An 18486-nucleotide genomic window follows, 5' to 3' on the forward strand; every position below is an offset into this window, starting at 1 on the left:
CCCTCACCCCACCAGCCGCAACCGCTCCCCACACACCCCCACCTCCACCGTCTGCCCCCACGTCAGTTCCACCGCGTCCGCCTCCATCCCGTCGCCGAAGGCGATGAGGCGTTCGGATTCGACGGTGAGGCGGAGGCGGGTGGGGGCGGGGAGTTCGCCGGCGGTCAGGGTCGTGCCGGTGGCCGGGGACGGCCACGCCTCCCGGACGAACCAGAGCAGGCGTTCCTCCGTCGGACGGGGCAGCGGCAGGCCGCCGCCCCGTTCCTGCCACACCGACCGGAGCCAGCCGGTGGCTCCGGTCCCCGTCCCCACCAGCACCCCGGAAGAAGCCTGGGCCTCGACGACACCCCCGTCGCCCTCCAGGCCCAGGCGGTATCTGGCGGTCTGATGACCGGCGGCGCCCAGGTAGATCTCGTTCAGCGCGACGAGCCGCTGGGTGTCGTCCGCGACGGCCTCGACCATCGTCAACTCGTCGACGCTCGCACCGGCCACCGCCAGCAACTCCGCCGTGTCCCGCGAGCGGTGCCGTACCAGCACACCCGGGTTCCGGCCGGGTTCCGTGTCGATGCCCAACACCGGCTGCCCGGAGAGGTACTTGGCCACGTTCGCCACCAGACCGTCCTGCCCGACCACCACCACGACGTCCTCGGGCGCGAACAGGAAGCGGTCCAGGTCCGTGCGTTCCACCCGTGCCTGACGCCACGTCAGAGGGATCGCCGCGGTCACCTCGGCGAGCGCGCGCCGGGTGCGGTGGTGGCGTTCGGCGACCTCCTCGATGTCCCGGCCCCGGGTGGCGAGGAAGAAGGCGGCCTGGCCGTGGGTGCCGTGGTGGGCCACCAACTCCTCGTACTCCGTGGTGCGGTGGACCAGGACGGCCCGCGGCGCGAGACTCATTCCGGCTCCCGCGCGCCCAGCTTGGCCAGCAGTCCCGTCAGCACGTCAGGTGAGATCGTCACGCTGTCGATGTGCGGCAGGTTCTCCGCGAACCGGGTGCCGGTGAGGGCGTGCAGCGTGGCGACGTCGACGTCGGCGTGCACCCGCAGCCAGGCGGCCTGTGCCTGGGCCTTGGCGTCACCCACCGTGCGCACTCCTTCGGCCTCCGCGCGGGCGAGCCGTACCGACCGGGTCGCCTCCGCCTCCGCCCGTACCGCGTCCGCGGCCGCGTGCTCCTCGGCCTCCCGGCGGGTGTTGGTGCCGCGCTGGTCCACCAACTGCTCTTCCCGGCGGGCGAGTTCGATCTGGCTGTCCAGTTCGTTCTCGGCGATGGCCCGTTCCCGCTCGACGGCCACGGCACGGCGTTCGTACGTCGCCCGGTCGGCCTCCTGCTGGATCTGTTCGCGGGCCGGGGTGCGCAGGGCCCGCTCGACCTCCGGTTCGGGGCGCAGGGCCATCACGCGTACGGCGACCACCTCGATGCCGGTGGCCGGCAGCCGGGGCTCGGTGCCAAGCCCTGCCGTGATCCGCTCGCGCACCGCCGCCACACCGTCGACCAGGGTCGACGACAACGGCGTACGGGCCAGGACGTCCAGCGCGTGCTGCTGGGCCGTCTCCGTCAGCAGTGAGCCGAGCTGCTCCAGCGGGGCGCCCCGCCACACTCCGGTGTCGGGGTCGATCGAGAAGTCCAGCCGGGCGGCGGCCAGTGCCGGGTCGTCGATCCGGTAGGTCACCGTGGCCTGCACCGCGACGTCCTGGAAGTCGGACGTACGGGCGTGGAACGTCATGGCCAACTCGCGGTCGTCGACCGGCACTTCGGAGAGTGCGGCGGTCAGTGCGCGGTACCAGAAGCTGAGTCCGGGGCCGTCGTGCAGCAGTGTGCCGCCGCGGTGGTGCCGGATGTGCGCCGTGGGTGCGCCGCGCAGATGGCGCCAGCCGAGGCGCCGGGTGATGTCGGCCATCGAACGTCCTCTTTTCGTCTCGAAGACGATAACCGGCCGCCCCGTTTATCGTCAAGAGGACGACAATGAGGAATCCGGCCGAACGGAGGGGTCAAGACGCCTTCGGTTGGTCAGGATGGGGGCATGGGATTCCATGTCGACTCCGAGGCCGGGCGGCTGCGCCGCGTCATCCTTCACCGGCCGGATCTCGAGCTCAAAAGGCTCACCCCGAGCAACAAGGACGCACTGCTCTTCGACGACGTGCTGTGGGTGCGCCGGGCGCGCGCCGAGCACGACGGTTTCGCGGACGTACTGCGCGACCGCGGCGTGGCCGTCCATCTCTTCGGCGACCTGCTCACCGAGGCCCTGGAGGTACCGGCGGCCCGGTCCCTCGTCCTGGACCGCGTCTTCGACGAGAAGGAGTACGGTCCGCTGGCCACCGACCATCTCCGGGCCTCCTTCGAGACGCTGCCCGCCGGGGAACTCGCGGAGGCCCTGGTCGGCGGCATGACCAAGCGGGAGTTCCTGGACGCGCATCCGGAGCCGACCTCCGTGCGCTTCCATGTCATGGACCTCGACGACTTCCTGCTCGCCCCGCTCCCCAACCACCTCTTCACCCGTGACACCTCGGCCTGGATCTACGACGGCGTCTCCGTCAACGCCATGCGCTGGCCGGCCAGGCAGCGCGAGACGGTCCACTTCGAGGCGATCTACCGGCACCATCCGCTCTTCCGGGACGAGACGTTCCACATCTGGTCGGAAGGGCAGGCCGACTACCCGTCCACCATCGAGGGCGGGGACGTCCTCGTCATCGGCAACGGTGCCGTCCTTATCGGCATGAGCGAGCGGACCACGCCCCAGGCCGTCGAGATGCTCGCGCACAAGCTCTTCGCCGAGGGGTCCGCGCAGACGATCGTGGCCCTGGACATGCCCAAGCGGCGGGCCTTCATGCACCTCGACACCGTGATGACGATGGTCGACGGCGACACCTTCACCCAGTACGCCGGGCTCGGCATGCTCCGCTCCTACACCATCGAGCCGGGTGTCGACGACAAGGAGCTCAAGGTCACCGACCACCCGCCGGAGCACATGCACCGCGCGATCGCCGCCGCGCTCGGGCTCGACGCGGTCCGTGTGCTGACCGCCACCCAGGACGTGCACGCGGCCGAGCGCGAGCAGTGGGACGACGGCTGCAACGTCCTCGCCGTCGAGCCGGGTGTCGTCGTCGCCTACGAGCGCAACGCCACCACCAACACCCATCTGCGCAAGCAGGGCATCGAGGTCATCGAGATCCCGGGTAGCGAGCTGGGGCGGGGCAGGGGCGGGCCGCGCTGCATGAGCTGTCCGGTGGAGCGGGAGGCCGTATAGGGGGAGGGGATGTGAGCCGCCGTAGGGAACACGTGAACGCATAGTCGTACAGCGGGCTGTATATAAATGCTGAACGTCGTATAGACTTCCAAGGGTCAGTCTGTTCACGTACCTCTGGAGCGCCCCCATGGCGACTGTCCCGACCGCCCTCGCCGGGCGCCACTTCCTCAAGGAACTCGACTTCAACGAGCAGGAGTTCCTCGGCCTGATCGAACTGGCGGCCGAGCTGAAGGCCGCCAAGAAGGCAGGCGCCGAGACGCGCTACCTGAGCGGGAAGAACATCGCGCTGATCTTCGAGAAGACCTCGACGCGCACGCGCTGCGCGTTCGAGGTCGCGGCGGCGGACCAGGGGGCCTCGACGACCTACCTGGACCCGTCCGGCTCGCAGATAGGGCACAAGGAGTCCGTACGGGACACCGCGCGCGTGCTCGGCCGGATGTACGACGGGATCGAGTACCGCGGGGACAGCCAGCACAAGGTGGAGGAGCTCGCCGCGTACGCCGGCGTCCCGGTGTACAACGGGCTCACCGACGACTGGCACCCCACGCAGATGCTGGCCGACGTGCTGACGATGACCGAGCACACCGCCAAGCCGGTCCGGGAGATCGCCTTCGCCTACCTCGGTGACGCCCGGTTCAACATGGGCAACTCCTACCTGATCACCGGCGCGCTGCTCGGCATGGATGTGCGGATCGTCGCCCCGAAGACCTACTGGCCCGCGCAGGACGTCGTGGAGCGGGCCCGCGCGCTCGCCGCGGACAGCGGGGCCCGCGTCACCCTCACGGAGTCACTGGAGGAGGGGGTGCGGGGGGCCGACTTCGTCGCCACGGACGTCTGGGTGTCCATGGGGGAGCCGAAGGCGGTCTGGGACGAGCGGATCGCCGCCCTGTCGCCGTACGCCGTGACCATGGACGTGCTGCGGGCGACCGGCAACGCGGACGTCAGGTTCCTGCACTGTCTGCCGGCCTTCCACGACCTCGGTACGAAGGTGGGGCAGGAGATCTTCGAGACCCACGGCCTGGAGTCCCTGGAGGTCACGGACGAGGTGTTCGAGTCGGCGCACTCGGTGGTGTTCGACGAGGCGGAGAACCGGCTGCACACGATCAAGGCCGTGCTGGTCGCGACACTGGCGTAGTCGGTTCACTGTCGGGCGCGGGCCGGTGGGGGCTGGTCGCGCCCGCGCGACGGTAGCCGCACATTCAACACAGCCCCGCGCCCCTGGGTGGGTTGGGTCATGCCGGGCGCCATTGCTGAGGTACTGATGGCAGCCTGAACCACACCGCCTTGCCCGTTTCTGTGGGCCGGTGGCCGCAGGACGAGCTGAGGGCGCGGATCAGCAGGAGGCCGCGGCCGTGTTCCTGCCAGGGGTCCGGGTCCTGGGTGTCCGGCTGGGTGAGATGGCCCGGGGGTGCCGGGTCCGGGTCGTGCACCTCGACCTGACAGCCGGTGGGGAGCAGCTCGACCACGAGCTCTATGGGGGTGTCGCCCGCCGTGTGCTCCACGGCGTTCGCCACCAGCTCGGCCGTCAGCAGCTCCGCGGTGTCGCTGTCCGCCCCGTGCTCCAGCTCGGCCAGCGCGGTGCGGACCAGAGTGCGCGCCACGGGCACGGCCGCGGCGGAGTGCGGCAGCGCGATGCGCCAGGAGGCGGAGGCTGAGGGGCGATCTTGCAAGGCGGTTCCGTTCATGAGCAGGCTGTCCTGCTTTCAACCGTATGAATGGTACGGCGCCGTCGGCAGAGGCATCCGGCGGGCCGTACGGGACCGTCGGCCCCGTTGGCAGGCGGCTTACCCGTAGCAACGGCTTGCCTCCCGCCGCTGATCCCGTCGTTGCCCATCTGTGGACGAGCCGTGACGGCTGTGACGGGTCCAGGTCACATCCACCTGCCTCTATCGCGCACTCGTGACGACAGTCAAACTTGGGTGATAACTTCTAAGGAGAGCGCACCTCGCACCTCGCATCTCGCACCTCGCCTGAGCACGAGGAGGCCGCACGATCATGAGCCCCTTCACCGGCTCCGCCGCCCGCACCCCCGACTGGCGGCACCTGCGCGTCGACCTCACCGCCGGCGTCGCCACGGTCACCCTCGCCCGCCCCGAGAAGCTCAACGCGCTCACCTTCGGCGCCTACGCCGACCTGCGCGACCTGCTCGCCGAGCTGTCCCGTGAGCGTTCCGTGCGGGCCCTTGTCCTGGCCGGCGAGGGCCGCGGCTTCTGCTCCGGCGGCGACGTCGACGAGATCATCGGCGCGACCCTCGCCATGGACACCGCCCAGCTTCTCGACTTCAACCGGATGACGGGCCAGGTCGTGCGGGCCGTACGGGAGTGTCCGTTCCCCGTGATCGCGGCCGTGCACGGGGTGGCGGCGGGGGCCGGAGCGGTGCTGGCGCTGGCCGCCGACTTCCGGGTGGCCGACCCCTCGGCCCGCTTCGCGTTCCTGTTCACCAGGGTCGGCCTGTCCGGCGGCGACATGGGCGCGGCCTATCTGCTGCCCAGGGTGGTCGGACTGGGACACGCGACCCGGCTCCTGATGCTGGGCGAGCCGGTACGGGCACCGGAGGCCGAACGGATCGGCCTGGTCAGCGAGTTGACGGAGGAAGGTGGTGCGGACAAGGCCGCTTCAGCCCTTGCCCGCCGTCTGGCCGAGGGCCCGGCACTGGCGTACGCCCAGACAAAGGCGTTGCTCACGGCGGAGCTGGACATGCCGCTGGCGGCCGCGGTGGAACTGGATGCCTCGACTCAGGCCCTCCTGATGCACGGCGAGGACTACACGGAGTTCCACCAGGCCTTCACGGAGAAGCGCCCTCCGCAATGGAAGGGGCGTTGAGTGTCTCCACCTACAGAGGCGCGGGGCCGTGTTGAATTCGCGGCTGCCGCCGCGCGGGCGCGACCAGCCACGACGAACCCGCAGCCGCCACACGGGACCAGCCACCCCCTACGGGTCGCGATCATCGGCGGCGGCCCAGGCGGCCTCTACGCAGCCGCCCTGCTCAAACGCCTCGACCCTCGCAGAGACGTCACCGTCTGGGAACGCAACGCCCCCGACGACACCTTCGGCTTCGGCGTGGTCCTCTCCGACGAGACCCTCGGCGGCATCGAACACGCGGACCCCCAGGTCTACGAGGCCCTACAGCACCACTTCACCCGCTGGGACGACATAGACATCGTCCACAGAGGCACCCGCTACACCTCCGGGGGCCACGGGTTCGCCGCCCTGGGCAGGAAACGGCTCCTGGAGATCCTCCACGACCGCTGCCGGGAGCTCGGAGTACACCTCCGTTTCCGCACCATGGCCCCACCCGACCTGGCCCGGACCCACGACCTGGTCATCGCCGCCGACGGAGTCAACAGCACCACCCGTCAGGCGCACCAAGATGTGTTCCGGCCCCATGTGGCCACCCACCACTGCCGCTATATCTGGCTCGCCGCCGACTTCCCCTTCGACGCCTTCCGGTTCGAGATCGCCGAGACCGAACACGGCGTCATGCAACTCCACGGCTACCCCTACGCCCCCGACGCCTCCACCGTGATCATCGAGATGCGCGAGGAGGTGTGGAGAGCGGCCGGGTTCGACGACGTCACCCCGCAGGAGTCGACGGAGAGCTGCGCCAAGATCTTCGCGGAAGCACTCCACGACCGTCCCCTGCGCTCCAACAAGTCCGCCTGGACCACCTTCCGCACGGTGGTCAACGAACACTGGTCGCACGGCAACACCGTGCTGCTCGGCGACGCCGCCCACACCGCCCACTTCTCCATCGGCTCCGGCACCAAGCTCGCCGTCGAGGACGCCCTCGCCCTGGCCGCCTGCCTGGAGGAACAGCCTTCACTGGAAAGCGCGTTGGCGGCCTACGAAGCGGAGCGGAAACCCGTCGTCGCCTCCACACAACGCGCCGCACGCGCCAGCCTCGAGTGGTTCGAGAACCTCGGTCTGTACCTCGACCAGCCGCCCCGCCAGTTCGCCTTCAACCTGCTCACCCGAAGCCGCCGCGTCACCCACGACAACCTGCGCCTGCGCGACTCCCGCTTCACCGGCGCCGTGGAGCGCGAGTTCGGCTGCGAGCCCGGGACGCCCCCGATGTTCACCCCGTTCCGGCTGCGCGGGCTGACCCTGCGCAACCGGGTCGTCGTGTCGCCGATGGACATGTACTCCGCCACCGACGGCCTCCCCGGCGACTTCCACCTGGTCCACCTGGGCGCCCGGGCGCTCGGCGGTGCCGGACTGGTGATGACCGAGATGGTGTGCGTCTCTCCCGAGGGCCGGATCACGCCCGGCTGCACCGGCCTCTACAACGCGGAGCAGGCCGAGGCCTGGAAGCGGATCACCGACTTCGTGCACGCGCGGGCGCCGGGCACCGCGATCGGCGCGCAGCTCGGCCACAGCGGCCGCAAGGGCTCGACCAAGCTGATGTGGGAGGGCATCGACGAACCGCTGCCGAACGGCAACTGGCCCGTGGTGGCGCCCTCCCCGATCCCGTACAAGCCCTTCAGTCAGACTCCCCGCGAGCTGGACACGGCCCAACTCACCGACATCCGCGAGCAGTTCACGTCGGCCGCCCGGCGTGCCGCCCGCGCCGGCTTCGACCTTCTCGAACTGCACTGCGCCCACGGCTATCTGCTGTCCGGCTTCCTCTCCCCGCTGACCAACCGGCGCACGGACTCCTACGGCGGCTCGCTCGCCGGCCGACTCCGGTTCCCCCTCGAAGTCTTCGACGCCATAAGGGAAGTGTGGCCCCAGGAGAGGCCCATGACCGTCCGTGTCTCCGCCACCGACTGGGCCGAGGGCGGCAACACGGCCGAGGACGCGGTGGAGATCGCCCGCGCCTTCGCCGGGCACGGCGCCGACGCGATCGACGTGTCGACCGGGCAGGTGGTGGCCGAGGAGCACCCGGAGTACGGACGGTCGTACCAGACGCCGTACGCCGACCGGATCCGTCACGAGACCGGCGTCCCGGTGATCGCGGTCGGTGCGATCTCCTCGTGGGACGACGTCAACTCGCTGCTCCTGGCCGGACGTACGGACCTGTGCGCACTGGCCCGCCCGCACCTCTACGACCCGCACTGGACTCTGCACGCGGCCGCCGAGCAGGGCTACGACGGTCCCGGCGTCGTCTGGCCCGACCCGTACCGCGCGGGCAGCCGCCGCCCGCAGACCGGACGCACGGACGCCCCCAAGCCCCGGCTCACCCTGGGGACGTCGACTGCCCTGCCCTGAAGGGCCGGGTCCTGGGTCCTGAGCACCAGCGAGGGGTCCTCCGGCGGCTCGTACGGATCGTCTACGCCGGTCGGTCCGGTCAGCCGACCCGCGGCCTGCCGGGCGTAGAGACCCTTACGTCCCGCTCGCTGCACACCTCGACCGGGACGTCGGTGTTGCGGTCCTCCCGGGAGAAGCCGAGCCCGGTGGACAGGAAGCGGCGCACCTCGTCGCCGTCGAGGACCTCCACGCGACGTCCCTCGGCCTTCAGACGGTCACCGAGCAGGCGGGCGACGGCCGTCTTGCCCGCGCTCGGCAGTTCCGTCAGCCAGACGGTGGCTCCCTGAGCTCTTGCCGTGGTGGTCATGCGCGACGGTCCTCTGTGTCGGGGGTCACAGGCCGGCGAACGCGGCCCCCGCGTCCCGCAGCCGCTCGTGCAGCCCCCGGAACACCGCCGCCGCCCGCTCGCCCGGCCAGTCCTTTGGGAGCAGCGGGGCGGGCAGGCCGGGGTCGGCGTAGGGGAGGTGGCGCCAGGAGTCGAGGGCGAGGAGGTAGTCGCGGTAGGCCACCTCCGGTGGAGTGTCGGCGCGGTCCTCCCAGTCGTGCAGTACGCGCGCGTGGCGGTCGAGGAACGCCTCGTGCTCCTTGGCGATCGCGGCCAGGTCCCACCATCGGGCCACCGCCTCGACGGTCGCCGCGAAGCCGAGGTGCTCACCGCGGAAGAAGTCGACGTACGGGTCGAGCCGCAGCCGCCGAAGCGTGTGCCGGGCCTCCTCGTACAGTCGCGCCGGGGCGATCCACACCCCGGGGGCCGCCGTGCCGAAGCCGAGTCCGGCCAGCCGTGAACGCAGCACGTGCCGCTTCTGCCGCTCCGACTCCGGCACCGAGAACACGGCGAGCACCCAGCCCTCGTCCTCGGGCGGTCTCGCCGCGTAGATGCGCCGGTCGCCGTCGTCGAGCAACTGGCGGGCGTCCGGCGACAGTTCGTAGCCCGCCGAGCCCTGTGCCGTACGGGCCGGGAGCAGCAGCCCGCGCCGCTTGAGCCGGGACACCGACGAGCGTACGGAGGGGGCGTCCACGCCGACCGCGGCCAGCAGCCGGATCAGCTCGGCGACGGGCACGGGGCCCGGCATGAAGCGGCCGTAGGCTCCGTAGAGCGTGACGATGAGAGACCGTGGTGCATGCTGGTCGGACACGTTGATCATCTTAGGTCGTGTGGATCACTGCTGGTCACCATCGGTGCGCAGCTTGAACCGCTGCAGTTTGCCGGTCGCCGTCCGCGGCAGCGCGTCGAGGAAGACGATCTCGCGCGGGCATTTGTAGGGCGCCAGTTCGGACTTGACGAAGGCGCGCAGGGACTCGGCGTCCCGCTCGGCGCCCTCCTTGAGGACGGCGTAGGCCACGACCACCTGCCCGCGCGCCTCGTCGGGGCGGCCCACGACGGCCGCCTCGAGCACGTCCGGGTGCCGCAACAGGGCGTCCTCGACCTCCGGTCCGGCGATGTTGTACCCGGCGGAGATGATCATGTCGTCCGCGCGGGCCACATAGCGGAAGTACCCATCGCTCTCCCGGATGTATGTGTCGCCGGTGATGTTCCAGCCGTGCCGCACGTATTCGTGCTGCCGGGGGTCGGCGAGGTAGCGGCAGCCGACGGGGCCGCGTACGGCGAGCAGGCCTGGCTCGCCGTCGGGCACCGGCTCGCCGTCGGCGTCCTGCACGCGCGCGTGCCACCCGGGCACCGCCACCCCGGTCGTCCCGGGCCGGATGTGCTCGTCGGCCGCGGAGATGAAGATGTGCAGCAGTTCGGTGGCGCCGATGCCGTTGACGATCCGCAGCCCGGTCCGCTCCTGCCAGGCCCGCCAGGTGGCCGCGGGCAGGTTCTCACCCGCGGAGACGCAGCGGCGCAGGGACGAGACGTCGTACCCGTCGAGTTCGTCGAGCATCGCCCGGTAGGCGGTGGGGGCGGTGAACAGCACCGAGACCCGGTGCTCGGCGATGGCCGGCACCAGTTGCTTGGGATGGGCCTGTTCGAGGAGCAGGGAACTGGCGCCCGCGCGCATCGGGAAGATCACCAGACCGCCGAGTCCGAAGGTGAAACCGAGCGGGGGACTGCCGGCGAACACATCGTCCACATGTGGCTTGAGCACATGCTTCGAGAAGGTGTCCGCTATGGCGAGCACATCCCGGTGGAAGTGCATACAGCCCTTGGGGCGCCCGGTGGTCCCCGAGGTGAAGGCGATCAGCGCCACGTCGTCGGCCGCGGTCTCCACGGCGGTGTACGGCGTTCCGGTCGCCTCGCGGTTCAGGAGGTCGTCGGGGCCGTCGCCGCCGTACGTCGTGATCCTGAGGCCCGGTATCTCGGCCTTGGCGAGGTCGTCGACGGCGCGTATGTCGCAGAGAGCGTGCTCTATGCGCGCGATCTCGCACATCGTGGCAAGTTCGTGCGGCCGCTGCTGGGCCAGCACGGTCACGGCGACGGCACCCGCCTTCAGCACCGCCAGCCAGCAGGCCGCGAGCCATGGCGTGGTCGGGCCGCGCAGCAGGACGCGGTTGCCGGGGACGACCCCGAGGTCGTCGGTGAGGAGGTGCGCGAGCCGGTCGACACGGGCACGCAGTGTGCCGTACGTCCATGTGTCCCCGGAGGGGGTGTGGAACACCGGGCGGTCGTCGGGCGGGCCCGTCAGCAGCTCGACGGCACAGTTCATCCGATCGGGGTACCGGAGCTCCGGCAGGTCGAAGCGGAGCTCCGGCCACTGGTCGGGGGGCGGGAGGTGGTCGCGCGCGAAGGTGTCGACGTGGGCCGAGACGTTCATGGCGGGTCGCCCCCTGCCTTGTGGCCGCCTTGTGGGCGTCGATGGTGGGCTCGCACATGGAGCGTATCGTGTTGGTGACGACAGTCAACGGCACGCGATACTGTCGTGGGGTCCTGGCGTAGGGACCTGCCGAGAGGGGACCGGCGATGCCCGCATTCTCACTCGAACCGTCGCAAACCGCCTGGTGTGCTCAGCTGCGCACCCTCACCGCGGAACGGCTGCGCCCGCTGGCGGAGAAGGGCGAGCCGGGCCGGGTGAACCGCCCGCTGGTCGCCGAACTCGGCCGGCTGGGCCTGCTGGAGCGCCTGTTCACCTCGGGCGCCCTGGACCTCTGCCTGATGCGGGAGTCCCTCGCGTACGCCTGCACGGAGGCGGAGACGGCCCTCGCCCTCCAGGGCCTGGGCGCGCATCCCGTCCACGCCTACGGCACCCCGGCCCAGCGGGAGCGCTGGCTGCCCGCGGTGAGCGAGGGCGGTGCGGTGGCCGCGTTCGCGCTGAGCGAGCCGGGCGCGGGGTCGGATGCGGCCGCGCTGTCACTGTCCGCGACTCCCGACGGTCCCGCACGCTGGCGGCTCACCGGGGAGAAACGCTGGATCTCCAACGCCCCCGAGGCCGACTTCTGCACCGTCTTCGCCCGGACCACTCCCGGCGCCGGAGCCCGTGGAGTGACGGCCTTCCTCGTCCCCGCCGACCGTCCCGGACTCACCGGCACCGCGCTCGACATGCTCTCCCCGCACCCCATCGGCGCCCTCGCCTTCGACGCCGTGCCGGTGAGCGCGGACGACGTCCTCGGTGACGTCGACCGCGGCTTCCGGGTCGCCATGGGCACCCTCAACCTGTTCCGGCCCAGCGTCGGCGCCTTCGCGGTCGGTATGGCACAGGCGGCGCTCGACGCGACCCTCGCGCACACCGCCCGACGGGACGCCTTCGGCGGCAAGTTGAGGGATCTGCAGAGCGTCGCCCACACGGTCGCCGAGATGGCCCTGCGCACGGACGCGGCCCGCCTCATGGTGTACGCGGCGGCGACGGCGTACGACGAAGGCGCCCCGGATGTACCCAAGCGGGCGGCGATGGCGAAGCTGCTCGCGACCGAGACCGCGCAGTACGTCGTCGACGCCGCCGTCCAACTGCACGGCGCACGGGCCCTTCAGCGAGGCCATCTGCTGGAGCACCTGTACCGGGAGGTCCGCGCCCCGCGCATCTACGAAGGGGCGAGCGAGGTGCAACGGGGCATCATCGCCAAGGAGTTGTACGCGGACCTCGGGGCCGGGGACGTCACGGGGAAGGCCGGGGATGTCAGGGAGAAGGCCGGGGATGTCGCGGAGAAGAGGGAGGTCTCATGAGCGTCGAGCGCATCAATCCGGCTGAACTGTCCCCGCCCACCGGCTTCTCGCACGCGGTCGTCACCGCCGGGTCCCGCACGGTCTTCCTTGCCGGGCAGACGGCCCTCGACACCGACGGCAAGGTGGTGGGCGGCTCCTCCCTGCCGGAGCAGTTCGAGAAGGCCCTCACCAACCTCCTCACGGCCCTCGCGGCCGCCGGTGGTACCCCGTCCGACCTCGCCCGCGTCACGGTGTACGCCACCGACATCGCCGACTACCGCGCCAACGTCCGCGAACTCGGCCGTATCTGGCGAGAGTTGGCGGGCCGGGACTATCCGGCCATGGCGGTCGTGGAGGTCGTACGGCTGTGGGACGACCAGGCGGCGGTGGAACTCGACGGTATCGCCGTGCTTCCCTAGCGGTGGTCAGGTGGGGCGGTTGGTCAGGCGGCGACGGCCAGTCGGCCGACCGGCTCCCGGTGCGGTGCGACGATCCGGCCGTCGGGCAGCAGCTCGCCGGTGTCGTCGAAGACGATCGCACCGTTGCACAGCAGGTTCCAGCCCTGCTCGGGGTGGGCGGCGACGACGTGCGGGGCGGTGCCGTCGGACGAAGCGCTCGAAGACCGGTGAGAACACATGGCGCACCTCCACATTGGTAGGACCGTCCCTATGGGGTCCGTATCCGTATGTGTAGACCATGCTCTCGTCGCGAACTCATCGGAACGGCCCGACATGAAGCGTGACAACACGCGGACAACTCTCGGACGGTTCCACAACGCTCGGTGCGGACTCGCCACCGAAGGAGTGACGATCACGGCTGTCGGCACGCGTTCCCGGTAGCAGTGGAGGCTCTCACTCCACCGATCCGGGAGGTATCCCCGTGTCCGTACGACCCGCCCTCGCCGCCGCTGCCGGCGTCGCGCTGTTCCTGCTCGCCGCCCCCGCGCTGCCCGCGAGCGCCGACGCCTACGAGACGGTCACCGTCGACCCCGTCGGCCGTATCGCCGAGGACGGCACCGTCACGCTCTCCGGCACCTACCGCTGCACCGGCGGCACGGGGCCGGTGTTCGTGAGCTCCTCCGTGGGCCAGCGCTCCCCGTCGGTCCGGCAGGGCATCGGCGGGACCCGCGCGGTGTGCGACGGCGCCGAGCACGTCTGGGAGAACACCGGCAAGCCCACCCCTGGTGCCCTGGAGCCGGGCGGGGCCCATGTCGAGGCCACCCTCATGGAACTCAGCCCCCAGGGCGGCCTGCCGCTGCCCCGCTTCCATGCGGCCCAGCAGCAGGACATCACGCTGACGGAGGGCTGAGCCCGGCGCGGAGGACGCCGGTCGTTCAGTGCCCGCGGGGCCGGAGCCCGCTCCCGCCGGTCGTTCACCGCACCAGTCTGATCTCCGGTGGCCACAGCACACCGTCGGCCAACAGCAGGGCGGGGCCCAGGTGTTGAGGGCACACGATCAGCGGGGGCCGGGCGTGGCAGGAGATCTCGAAGCGGGCGCGGGCGCCGCACTCCTCCCCGTCCCGCGGTCCCGACTGCCGGCTCGCGCACCGCAGTGCGGGCGTGGTGTCCGCGGCCGTCACCGGGTGCCCGCCTTCACGTCGGAGGTCTGTTCGAGGTTGGCCAGGGGCATGGTCTCCTCCTTCGCTGCGGTGGTGCGGTGGTGCGGTGGTGCGGTGGTGCGGTGGTCCGGAGTGGGCCGGGCGGGCGGGCCGTGCATGCCTTCACGCTAGGAACGGGCAGGCCGGACGGCCTGTCCGGGGGGCCGTCCGGGTGAGGCCGGATCGGGTGGGCGCTCCGGCCGCTCGGGTGAACGCGGTGCGGCAGACTGCCGGGGGCCGTCGGCTCGGGGGAGTGGTCGGCGGTGGGGGTCAGACGGGATACGCGTGCGTCTGCGTCGCCTTCACCGTGGCCCAGACCTCCGCGCCCGGGTGCAGGTCCAGTTCGGCCGCTGCCACCGTCGTCAGGTCCGCCGCCAGGGGGAGTTCGCCCGTGAGGTCGGCTCGGATCTGGTCGCCGTGGGTCTCCAGGCCGGCCACCTCGCAGCGCCAGTGGTTGCGGGCGCTGGAGCCCGCGGGAGGTTCGCGGTAGAGGGTCACGGCGCTCGGTGGGAACGCCACGAATACGGGCCCCGAGAGGTCCTCCGTGGTGGTGACGGCGGGCCCCGTCTCGAGGCGGACGGTGTGGCCGTCGGCCTCGCCCCGGTAGAGGTTCAGACCGACCAACTGGGCGATGTAGTCGGTGCGGGGGTGACGGGCGATGTGGGAGGGAGCACCTTCCTGGACGACCTCGCCGTGTTCGACGACCACGAGCCGGTCGGCGAGGACCATGGCGTCCAGCGGGTCGTGGGTGACGAGTACGGCCACGGCCTCGAACTCGGCCAGGTGGCGCCGGAGTTGGGCGCGGACCTCCAGGCGGGTGCGGGCGTCCAGGGCGGCCAGGGGCTCGTCGAGGAGCAGCAGCCGAGGGCGGGTGGCCAACGCACGTGCCAGGGCGACGCGTTGGGCCTGACCACCGGACAACCTGCGGGGCCTGACGCCTGCGTGGGCGGCGAGACCCATGCGGTCCAGCCACTCGGTGGCCTGCGCCCGGGCCTCCGTCTTGGTCGCGCCCTGGCAGCGCGGGCCGAAGGCGACGTTGTCCAGGGCGGTGAGGTGCGGGAAGAGCAGATAGTCCTGGAAGACCACGCCGACCGGACGGGACTCCGGCGGCGTACGCTCCAACGAGGCGCCGTCAAGCCGTAGACGGCCGTCGGTGAGCGGGGTCAGACCGGCGAGGGCGCGCAGGGCGGTGGTCTTTCCGGCACCGTTCGGTCCCAGCAGGGCGACGACCTCGCCGGGAGCGACGGACAGGGAGACGTCGAGACGGAAGGCGCCGCGGTCCACGATCAGACGGGCGTCGAGGCCGTCGGGGGTGGTATCGGGGCGGATGCCGGAGTGCGCGTCGGGGGTGGCGTCGGAACGCACGCCGTTGTCTGCGGTCCTGCCACCGGTGTTCGTCCCGGGCGTCCCGCCCCCGGCGTTCCCTGCCCCGGCCATCCCGCCCCCGTCGCTCTCGGTCATCCCGCTGTCATCCAACGGTCGCGCAGTCCCGCCAGCACCGCCACGGACACGGCCAGCAGGACCAGGCTGAGGGCGATGGCCGCTTCCGGGTCGCTCTGCAGGGCGAGGTAGACGGCGAGCGGCATGGTCTGGGTGCGGCCGGGGAAGTTGCCGGCGAAGGTGATCGTCGCGCCGAACTCCCCGAGCGCCCGCGCCCAGGCCAGTACCGCGCCCGCCGCGATGCCCGGCGCGATCAGCGGCAGCGTGACCCGGCGGAACGCGGTGAAACGGGAGGCGCCGAGGGTCGCGGCCGCCTCCTCGTAGCGCGGGTCGGCGGCCCGCAGGGTGCCCTCGACGCTGATCACCAGGAAGGGCATGGCGACGAACGCCTCGGCGATCACGACGCCGGTGGTGGTGAAGGGGAGCGTGATCCCGAACCAGGTGTCCAGCCACTTGCCCACGACTCCGTTGCGGCCCAGCGCCATGAGCAGGGCGACACCGCCGACGACCGGCGGCAGCACGAGCGGCAGGGTCACCAGGGCGCGGACCAGGCCGCGGCCGGGGAACTCGACGCGGGCCAGCAGCCAGGCCAGCGGCACCCCGATGACCAGACTCACCGCGGTCGCGGCCGTGGCACAGAGCAGGGACAACCGGAGCGCCTGCCATACGCCCGGGCTGGTCAGCTGCTCGGGCATGCTGCGCCAGGGGGCCCGTAGGAGCAATGCGACCAGGGGCACGATCAGGAACGCCAGGCCGATCAGCGCGGGCACGAGCAGCGGCAGCGGTGGTACGCCACGGCGGCCACCGCCGCCGCCACCGCCCGCCCGGGCACGCCTGCGCAGCGGCCCGCCCCGGAGGGCCTCGGTCGCGGCGTCGGCTCTGCCGGTCGGGGTCACGGCTTGAGGAACCCGGCCTCGGTCAGGACCTTCTGCCCTTCGGCGGACCGCACGAGCGCGATGAACGCCTTGGCGGCCTCCGTGTTCCGGGTGGCCTTGAGCAGGGTGATGGGGTAGTCGTTGATCGCGTCGGCGGACTCGGGGAACTCCACGCCCTCCACCTTGTCACCCGCCGCGTGCACATCGGTCTTGTAGACGACGGCCGCGTCGGCCTCCTTCAGCTCCACCTTCGTCAGCGCGGCCTTGACGTCCTGCTCGTAGGAGACCGGAGTGAGTGTCAGCCTGCTCGCGTCCAGGGCCTTCTGTGCGGCGGCGCCGCACGGCACCTCCTTGTCGCACAGCACGACCTTCAGGGCCTTGTTCGTGAGGTCCTTCAGCGATGTGACCTTGCCCGGGTTGCCGGGCAGAGTCGCGATCTCCAGCTGGTTGCGTACGAAGGTGGCGGGTGTGCCGGTGGCGTCCCCCGCGTCCGTGACGATCTTCATCGTCTTGGGGCTGGCCGAGGCGAACACGTCCGCCGGGGCGCCGCCGGTGATGCTCGCGGCGAGCGAGTCGCTGCCGCCGAAACTGAAGGTGACCTTCGTGCCGGGGTGGGCCTTCTCGAACTCCTTGCCCAGCGTCGTGAAGCTCTCCTGGAGGGAGGCGGCGGCGAAGACGGTCACCGTGCCGGAGAGCTTGTCCGAGGAGGAGGCGGACGCGGCGGAGCCCGAACCCGTGGACGAGGAGTCCGAGTCGGACGACGAGCAGGCGCTCAGGGCCAGCAGCGCGGCGGCGCCCCCGACCGCCAACAGGGTCCGGCGGTTCCGGCGCGTGGTACGGGTCATGACGGGTCCACTCCCTCTGGTCCTCACGGACACGATCATCTGCGGTCCAGATGGACCCACTCGCCTACGGTGCTGAATGATACTGGCGCAGATGCGAGGCGAAAGTCTCCTGTCGCTTCGCATGAGCCGTGATCCTGATCGGTCAGGTTGGTATGTGCGTTTGTACGGGGCGCCGGGCCGGGTACGGTCGTCCGGGAGGCGGTAGGCCGTGAGCCGGCCCCTCACCGCCGCCGGTACGCCCGCCGCGCCGGGGGCGGAACTCGTCCTCATCGGTGATCCGACCCGTCCGGCCCGGCTGTCGGTGCCCGATCTGCTCGCCTGGCCGCAGCACGCGGCCGACGTCAGCTTCGAGTGCGCCACCAGCGGTGTCCGGTGCCACCGCTTCACCGGCCCGCTTCTGCATGACGTCCTGTCGGCGGCGGGCCCCGGGTTCGACCCAGGCCGCCGCGAGGACCGCCTGCGCCTCCTCATCGCGGTCTCCCGGGCGGACGGCCACCGCGTCCTGCTCTCCTGGGCGGAGACCGACCCCGAGTTCGGCCGCGCGCCCGCCCTGCTCGGGGTCTACGTTCAGGTGCGGTCGATGTGTACGTTCGTCGACTTCACGCGGGCGGTGGCCTCCACCCCGACCTCGAGGCCGAGTTCCTCCACGGCCTCCCGCGTCAGCAGTGACACCAGACGGTGCGGGCCCGCCTGGATCTCCACCTGGGCCGCGACGTCGCCGAGCTTCACGGCGGTGACGATGCCGGGAAAGGCGTTGCGGACGGAGGTGTGGGAGGGCTCCTCCTCGCCGCCGTCGCCCTTGGCCAGCTCCACCGAGAACGCGGCCAGGTCCTTGCCGTCGATGAGGCGTCGGCCGCTCTCGTCACGGTGCGTGGGCATCCGCCCGGCGTCCGCCCACCGCCGCGCGGTGTCGGGGCTCACGCCCAGCAGCCGGGCGGCCTGGCCGATCGTGTAGGACTGCATACGCGCCAAGATAGGCGATCAACGGCTGCCGAGTGCGGCCGCGTGGGAGCCTGCCCGCCGCGATCGAACGAACCTGTGGCCCTGGGCGTAAGCATTGATGGCCGTGATCACACCACATGGACCGCGGGCACATGGAGATGCCCGCGGGCACCGGGCCGGCCGTGTTCACACCACATGGACCGCGGGCACACCGGCCCGATCA

The 18486-nt window shown here is 71.4% G+C and carries 19 protein-coding genes and 2 pseudogenes; 8 read left to right on the forward strand and 13 right to left on the reverse strand.

Translation table 11 applies throughout. The features are described from left to right. Positions 1 to 3 precede the first annotated feature (3 nt). Both ACFYRX_RS09330 and ACFYRX_RS09335 read right to left on the reverse strand, forming a co-directional pair. Complete coding sequence (locus ACFYRX_RS09330; protein WP_389097733.1) at positions 4 to 894, reverse strand: hypothetical protein; 891 nt, start codon at positions 892 to 894, stop codon at positions 4 to 6. Next, entirely contained in the window at positions 891 to 1895 is a 1005-nt protein-coding gene (locus ACFYRX_RS09335; RefSeq protein WP_389097734.1) for an SPFH domain-containing protein, read from the reverse strand. The genes ACFYRX_RS09330 and ACFYRX_RS09335 overlap by 4 nt, the downstream gene beginning before the upstream one ends. A gap of 123 nt (positions 1896 to 2018) precedes the next feature. Between ACFYRX_RS09335 and ACFYRX_RS09340 the strand changes: the two genes are divergently transcribed. After that, positions 2019 to 3242, forward strand: a complete 1224-nt coding sequence (locus tag ACFYRX_RS09340) for an arginine deiminase (RefSeq protein WP_389097735.1) — start codon at positions 2019 to 2021, stop codon at positions 3240 to 3242. A gap of 127 nt (positions 3243 to 3369) precedes the next feature. Further along, entirely contained in the window at positions 3370 to 4377 is a 1008-nt protein-coding gene (argF, locus tag ACFYRX_RS09345; RefSeq protein ID WP_389097736.1) for an ornithine carbamoyltransferase, read from the forward strand. Between the two features lie 97 nt (positions 4378 to 4474). Here the strand turns inward: argF and ACFYRX_RS09350 are convergent, their stop codons facing one another. Beyond that, positions 4475 to 4927, reverse strand: coding sequence for an ATP-binding protein (locus ACFYRX_RS09350; RefSeq protein ID WP_389097737.1), 453 nt, complete (start codon positions 4925 to 4927; stop codon positions 4475 to 4477). Between the two features lie 310 nt (positions 4928 to 5237). On the opposite strand from ACFYRX_RS09350, the gene ACFYRX_RS09355 reads away from it, so the two are divergent. Both ACFYRX_RS09355 and ACFYRX_RS09360 read left to right on the forward strand, forming a co-directional pair. Next, positions 5238 to 6065 (forward strand): enoyl-CoA hydratase family protein, encoded by an 828-nt coding sequence (locus ACFYRX_RS09355; RefSeq protein ID WP_389097738.1) that lies wholly within the window; start codon positions 5238 to 5240, stop codon positions 6063 to 6065. Next, positions 6066 to 8450, forward strand: coding sequence for a bifunctional salicylyl-CoA 5-hydroxylase/oxidoreductase (locus tag ACFYRX_RS09360; protein ID WP_389097739.1), 2385 nt, complete (start codon positions 6066 to 6068; stop codon positions 8448 to 8450). Here ACFYRX_RS09360 and ACFYRX_RS09365 read toward each other — a convergent pair. The 3 genes and pseudogenes from ACFYRX_RS09365 to ACFYRX_RS09375 all read right to left on the reverse strand — a co-directional run. Beyond that, a pseudogene (locus ACFYRX_RS09365) lies at positions 8408 to 8796 on the reverse strand (adenylyl-sulfate kinase); the annotation flags it as partial. The gene ACFYRX_RS09360 and the pseudogene ACFYRX_RS09365 sit on opposite strands and share 43 nt — an antisense overlap. A gap of 25 nt (positions 8797 to 8821) precedes the next feature. Next, entirely contained in the window at positions 8822 to 9634 is an 813-nt protein-coding gene (locus ACFYRX_RS09370; protein ID WP_389097740.1) for a PaaX family transcriptional regulator C-terminal domain-containing protein, read from the reverse strand. Positions 9635 to 9649: 15 nt separating this feature from the next. Continuing rightward, positions 9650 to 11242 carry an AMP-binding protein gene (locus ACFYRX_RS09375; protein WP_389097741.1) on the reverse strand — a complete coding sequence of 531 codons (1593 nt, stop codon included), beginning with the start codon at positions 11240 to 11242 and terminating at the stop codon, positions 9650 to 9652. 146 nt (positions 11243 to 11388) lie between these two features. Between ACFYRX_RS09375 and ACFYRX_RS09380 the strand changes: the two genes are divergently transcribed. Continuing rightward, on the forward strand, positions 11389 to 12585 hold the full coding sequence (locus ACFYRX_RS09380; RefSeq protein WP_389097742.1) for an acyl-CoA dehydrogenase family protein: 1197 nt from the start codon (positions 11389 to 11391) through the stop codon (positions 12583 to 12585). Further along, a complete protein-coding gene (locus ACFYRX_RS09385; protein WP_389097743.1) occupies positions 12582 to 12983 on the forward strand; it encodes a RidA family protein in 402 nt (133 codons plus the stop codon). The genes ACFYRX_RS09380 and ACFYRX_RS09385 overlap by 4 nt, the downstream gene beginning before the upstream one ends. 23 nt (positions 12984 to 13006) lie before the next feature. Here ACFYRX_RS09385 and ACFYRX_RS09390 read toward each other — a convergent pair whose 3' ends face one another. Then, complete coding sequence (locus ACFYRX_RS09390; protein WP_389097744.1) at positions 13007 to 13201, reverse strand: DUF5999 family protein; 195 nt, start codon at positions 13199 to 13201, stop codon at positions 13007 to 13009. 242 nt (positions 13202 to 13443) lie between these two features. Between ACFYRX_RS09390 and ACFYRX_RS09395 the strand changes: the two genes are divergently transcribed. Beyond that, positions 13444 to 13872, forward strand: coding sequence for a DUF6299 family protein (locus ACFYRX_RS09395; protein ID WP_389097745.1), 429 nt, complete (start codon positions 13444 to 13446; stop codon positions 13870 to 13872). Between the two features lie 64 nt (positions 13873 to 13936). On the opposite strand, the gene ACFYRX_RS09400 is transcribed toward ACFYRX_RS09395, so the two are convergent. The 5 genes from ACFYRX_RS09400 to modA form a co-directional block, all read right to left on the reverse strand. Beyond that, positions 13937 to 14143 (reverse strand): hypothetical protein, encoded by a 207-nt coding sequence (locus tag ACFYRX_RS09400; RefSeq protein ID WP_389097746.1) that lies wholly within the window; start codon positions 14141 to 14143, stop codon positions 13937 to 13939. Beyond that, positions 14140 to 14280 carry a hypothetical protein gene (locus ACFYRX_RS09405; protein WP_389097747.1) on the reverse strand — a complete coding sequence of 47 codons (141 nt, stop codon included), beginning with the start codon at positions 14278 to 14280 and terminating at the stop codon, positions 14140 to 14142. Before ACFYRX_RS09405 ends, ACFYRX_RS09400 begins: the two co-directional genes overlap by 4 nt. A gap of 151 nt (positions 14281 to 14431) precedes the next feature. Then, positions 14432 to 15622: an ABC transporter ATP-binding protein gene (locus ACFYRX_RS09410; protein WP_389097748.1), complete on the reverse strand. Its 1191-nt coding sequence runs from the start codon at positions 15620 to 15622 to the stop codon at positions 14432 to 14434. Beyond that, positions 15619 to 16497 (reverse strand): molybdate ABC transporter permease subunit, encoded by an 879-nt coding sequence (gene modB, locus ACFYRX_RS09415; RefSeq protein WP_389097749.1) that lies wholly within the window; start codon positions 16495 to 16497, stop codon positions 15619 to 15621. The genes ACFYRX_RS09410 and modB overlap by 4 nt, the downstream gene beginning before the upstream one ends. Then, positions 16494 to 17321 (reverse strand): molybdate ABC transporter substrate-binding protein, encoded by an 828-nt coding sequence (gene modA / locus ACFYRX_RS09420; RefSeq protein WP_389097750.1) that lies wholly within the window; start codon positions 17319 to 17321, stop codon positions 16494 to 16496. Before modA ends, modB begins: the two co-directional genes overlap by 4 nt. Before the next feature lie 208 nt (positions 17322 to 17529). Here modA and ACFYRX_RS09425 point away from each other — a divergent pair. After that, positions 17530 to 17883, forward strand: a pseudogene (locus ACFYRX_RS09425) (hypothetical protein); the annotation flags it as partial. Between the two features lie 5 nt (positions 17884 to 17888). Here the strand turns inward: ACFYRX_RS09425 and ACFYRX_RS09430 are convergent. Beyond that, complete coding sequence (locus ACFYRX_RS09430) at positions 17889 to 18284, reverse strand: molybdopterin-binding protein (RefSeq protein WP_389097751.1); 396 nt, start codon at positions 18282 to 18284, stop codon at positions 17889 to 17891. Positions 18285 to 18486: the final 202 nt, after the last annotated feature.

Origin of the sequence: Streptomyces sp. NPDC005374 (assembly GCF_042872225.1) — a bacterium.
Lineage (GTDB): Bacteria > Actinomycetota > Actinomycetes > Streptomycetales > Streptomycetaceae > Streptomyces.

What these genes read in the sequence shown, in the direction of transcription:
- ACFYRX_RS09330 (WP_389097733.1), bottom strand. Translation starts at nt 894, where the DNA reads ATGAGTCTCGCGCCGCGGGCCGTCCTGGTCCACCGCACCACGGAGTAC.
- ACFYRX_RS09335 (WP_389097734.1), bottom strand. Translation starts at nt 1,895, where the DNA reads ATGGCCGACATCACCCGGCGCCTCGGCTGGCGCCATCTGCGCGGCGCA.
- ACFYRX_RS09340 (WP_389097735.1), top strand. Translation starts at nt 2,019, where the DNA reads ATGGGATTCCATGTCGACTCCGAGGCCGGGCGGCTGCGCCGCGTCATC.
- argF (WP_389097736.1), top strand. Translation starts at nt 3,370, where the DNA reads ATGGCGACTGTCCCGACCGCCCTCGCCGGGCGCCACTTCCTCAAGGAA.
- ACFYRX_RS09350 (WP_389097737.1), bottom strand. Translation starts at nt 4,927, where the DNA reads ATGAACGGAACCGCCTTGCAAGATCGCCCCTCAGCCTCCGCCTCCTGG.
- ACFYRX_RS09355 (WP_389097738.1), top strand. Translation starts at nt 5,238, where the DNA reads ATGAGCCCCTTCACCGGCTCCGCCGCCCGCACCCCCGACTGGCGGCAC.
- ACFYRX_RS09370 (WP_389097740.1), bottom strand. Translation starts at nt 9,634, where the DNA reads ATGATCAACGTGTCCGACCAGCATGCACCACGGTCTCTCATCGTCACG.
- ACFYRX_RS09375 (WP_389097741.1), bottom strand. Translation starts at nt 11,242, where the DNA reads ATGAACGTCTCGGCCCACGTCGACACCTTCGCGCGCGACCACCTCCCG.
- ACFYRX_RS09380 (WP_389097742.1), top strand. Translation starts at nt 11,389, where the DNA reads ATGCCCGCATTCTCACTCGAACCGTCGCAAACCGCCTGGTGTGCTCAG.
- ACFYRX_RS09385 (WP_389097743.1), top strand. Translation starts at nt 12,582, where the DNA reads ATGAGCGTCGAGCGCATCAATCCGGCTGAACTGTCCCCGCCCACCGGC.
- ACFYRX_RS09390 (WP_389097744.1), bottom strand. Translation starts at nt 13,201, where the DNA reads ATGTGTTCTCACCGGTCTTCGAGCGCTTCGTCCGACGGCACCGCCCCG.
- ACFYRX_RS09405 (WP_389097747.1), bottom strand. Translation starts at nt 14,280, where the DNA reads ATGCACGGCCCGCCCGCCCGGCCCACTCCGGACCACCGCACCACCGCA.
- ACFYRX_RS09410 (WP_389097748.1), bottom strand. Translation starts at nt 15,622, where the DNA reads ATGACCGAGAGCGACGGGGGCGGGATGGCCGGGGCAGGGAACGCCGGG.
- modA (WP_389097750.1), bottom strand. Translation starts at nt 17,321, where the DNA reads ATGACCCGTACCACGCGCCGGAACCGCCGGACCCTGTTGGCGGTCGGG.
- ACFYRX_RS09430 (WP_389097751.1), bottom strand. Translation starts at nt 18,284, where the DNA reads ATGCAGTCCTACACGATCGGCCAGGCCGCCCGGCTGCTGGGCGTGAGC.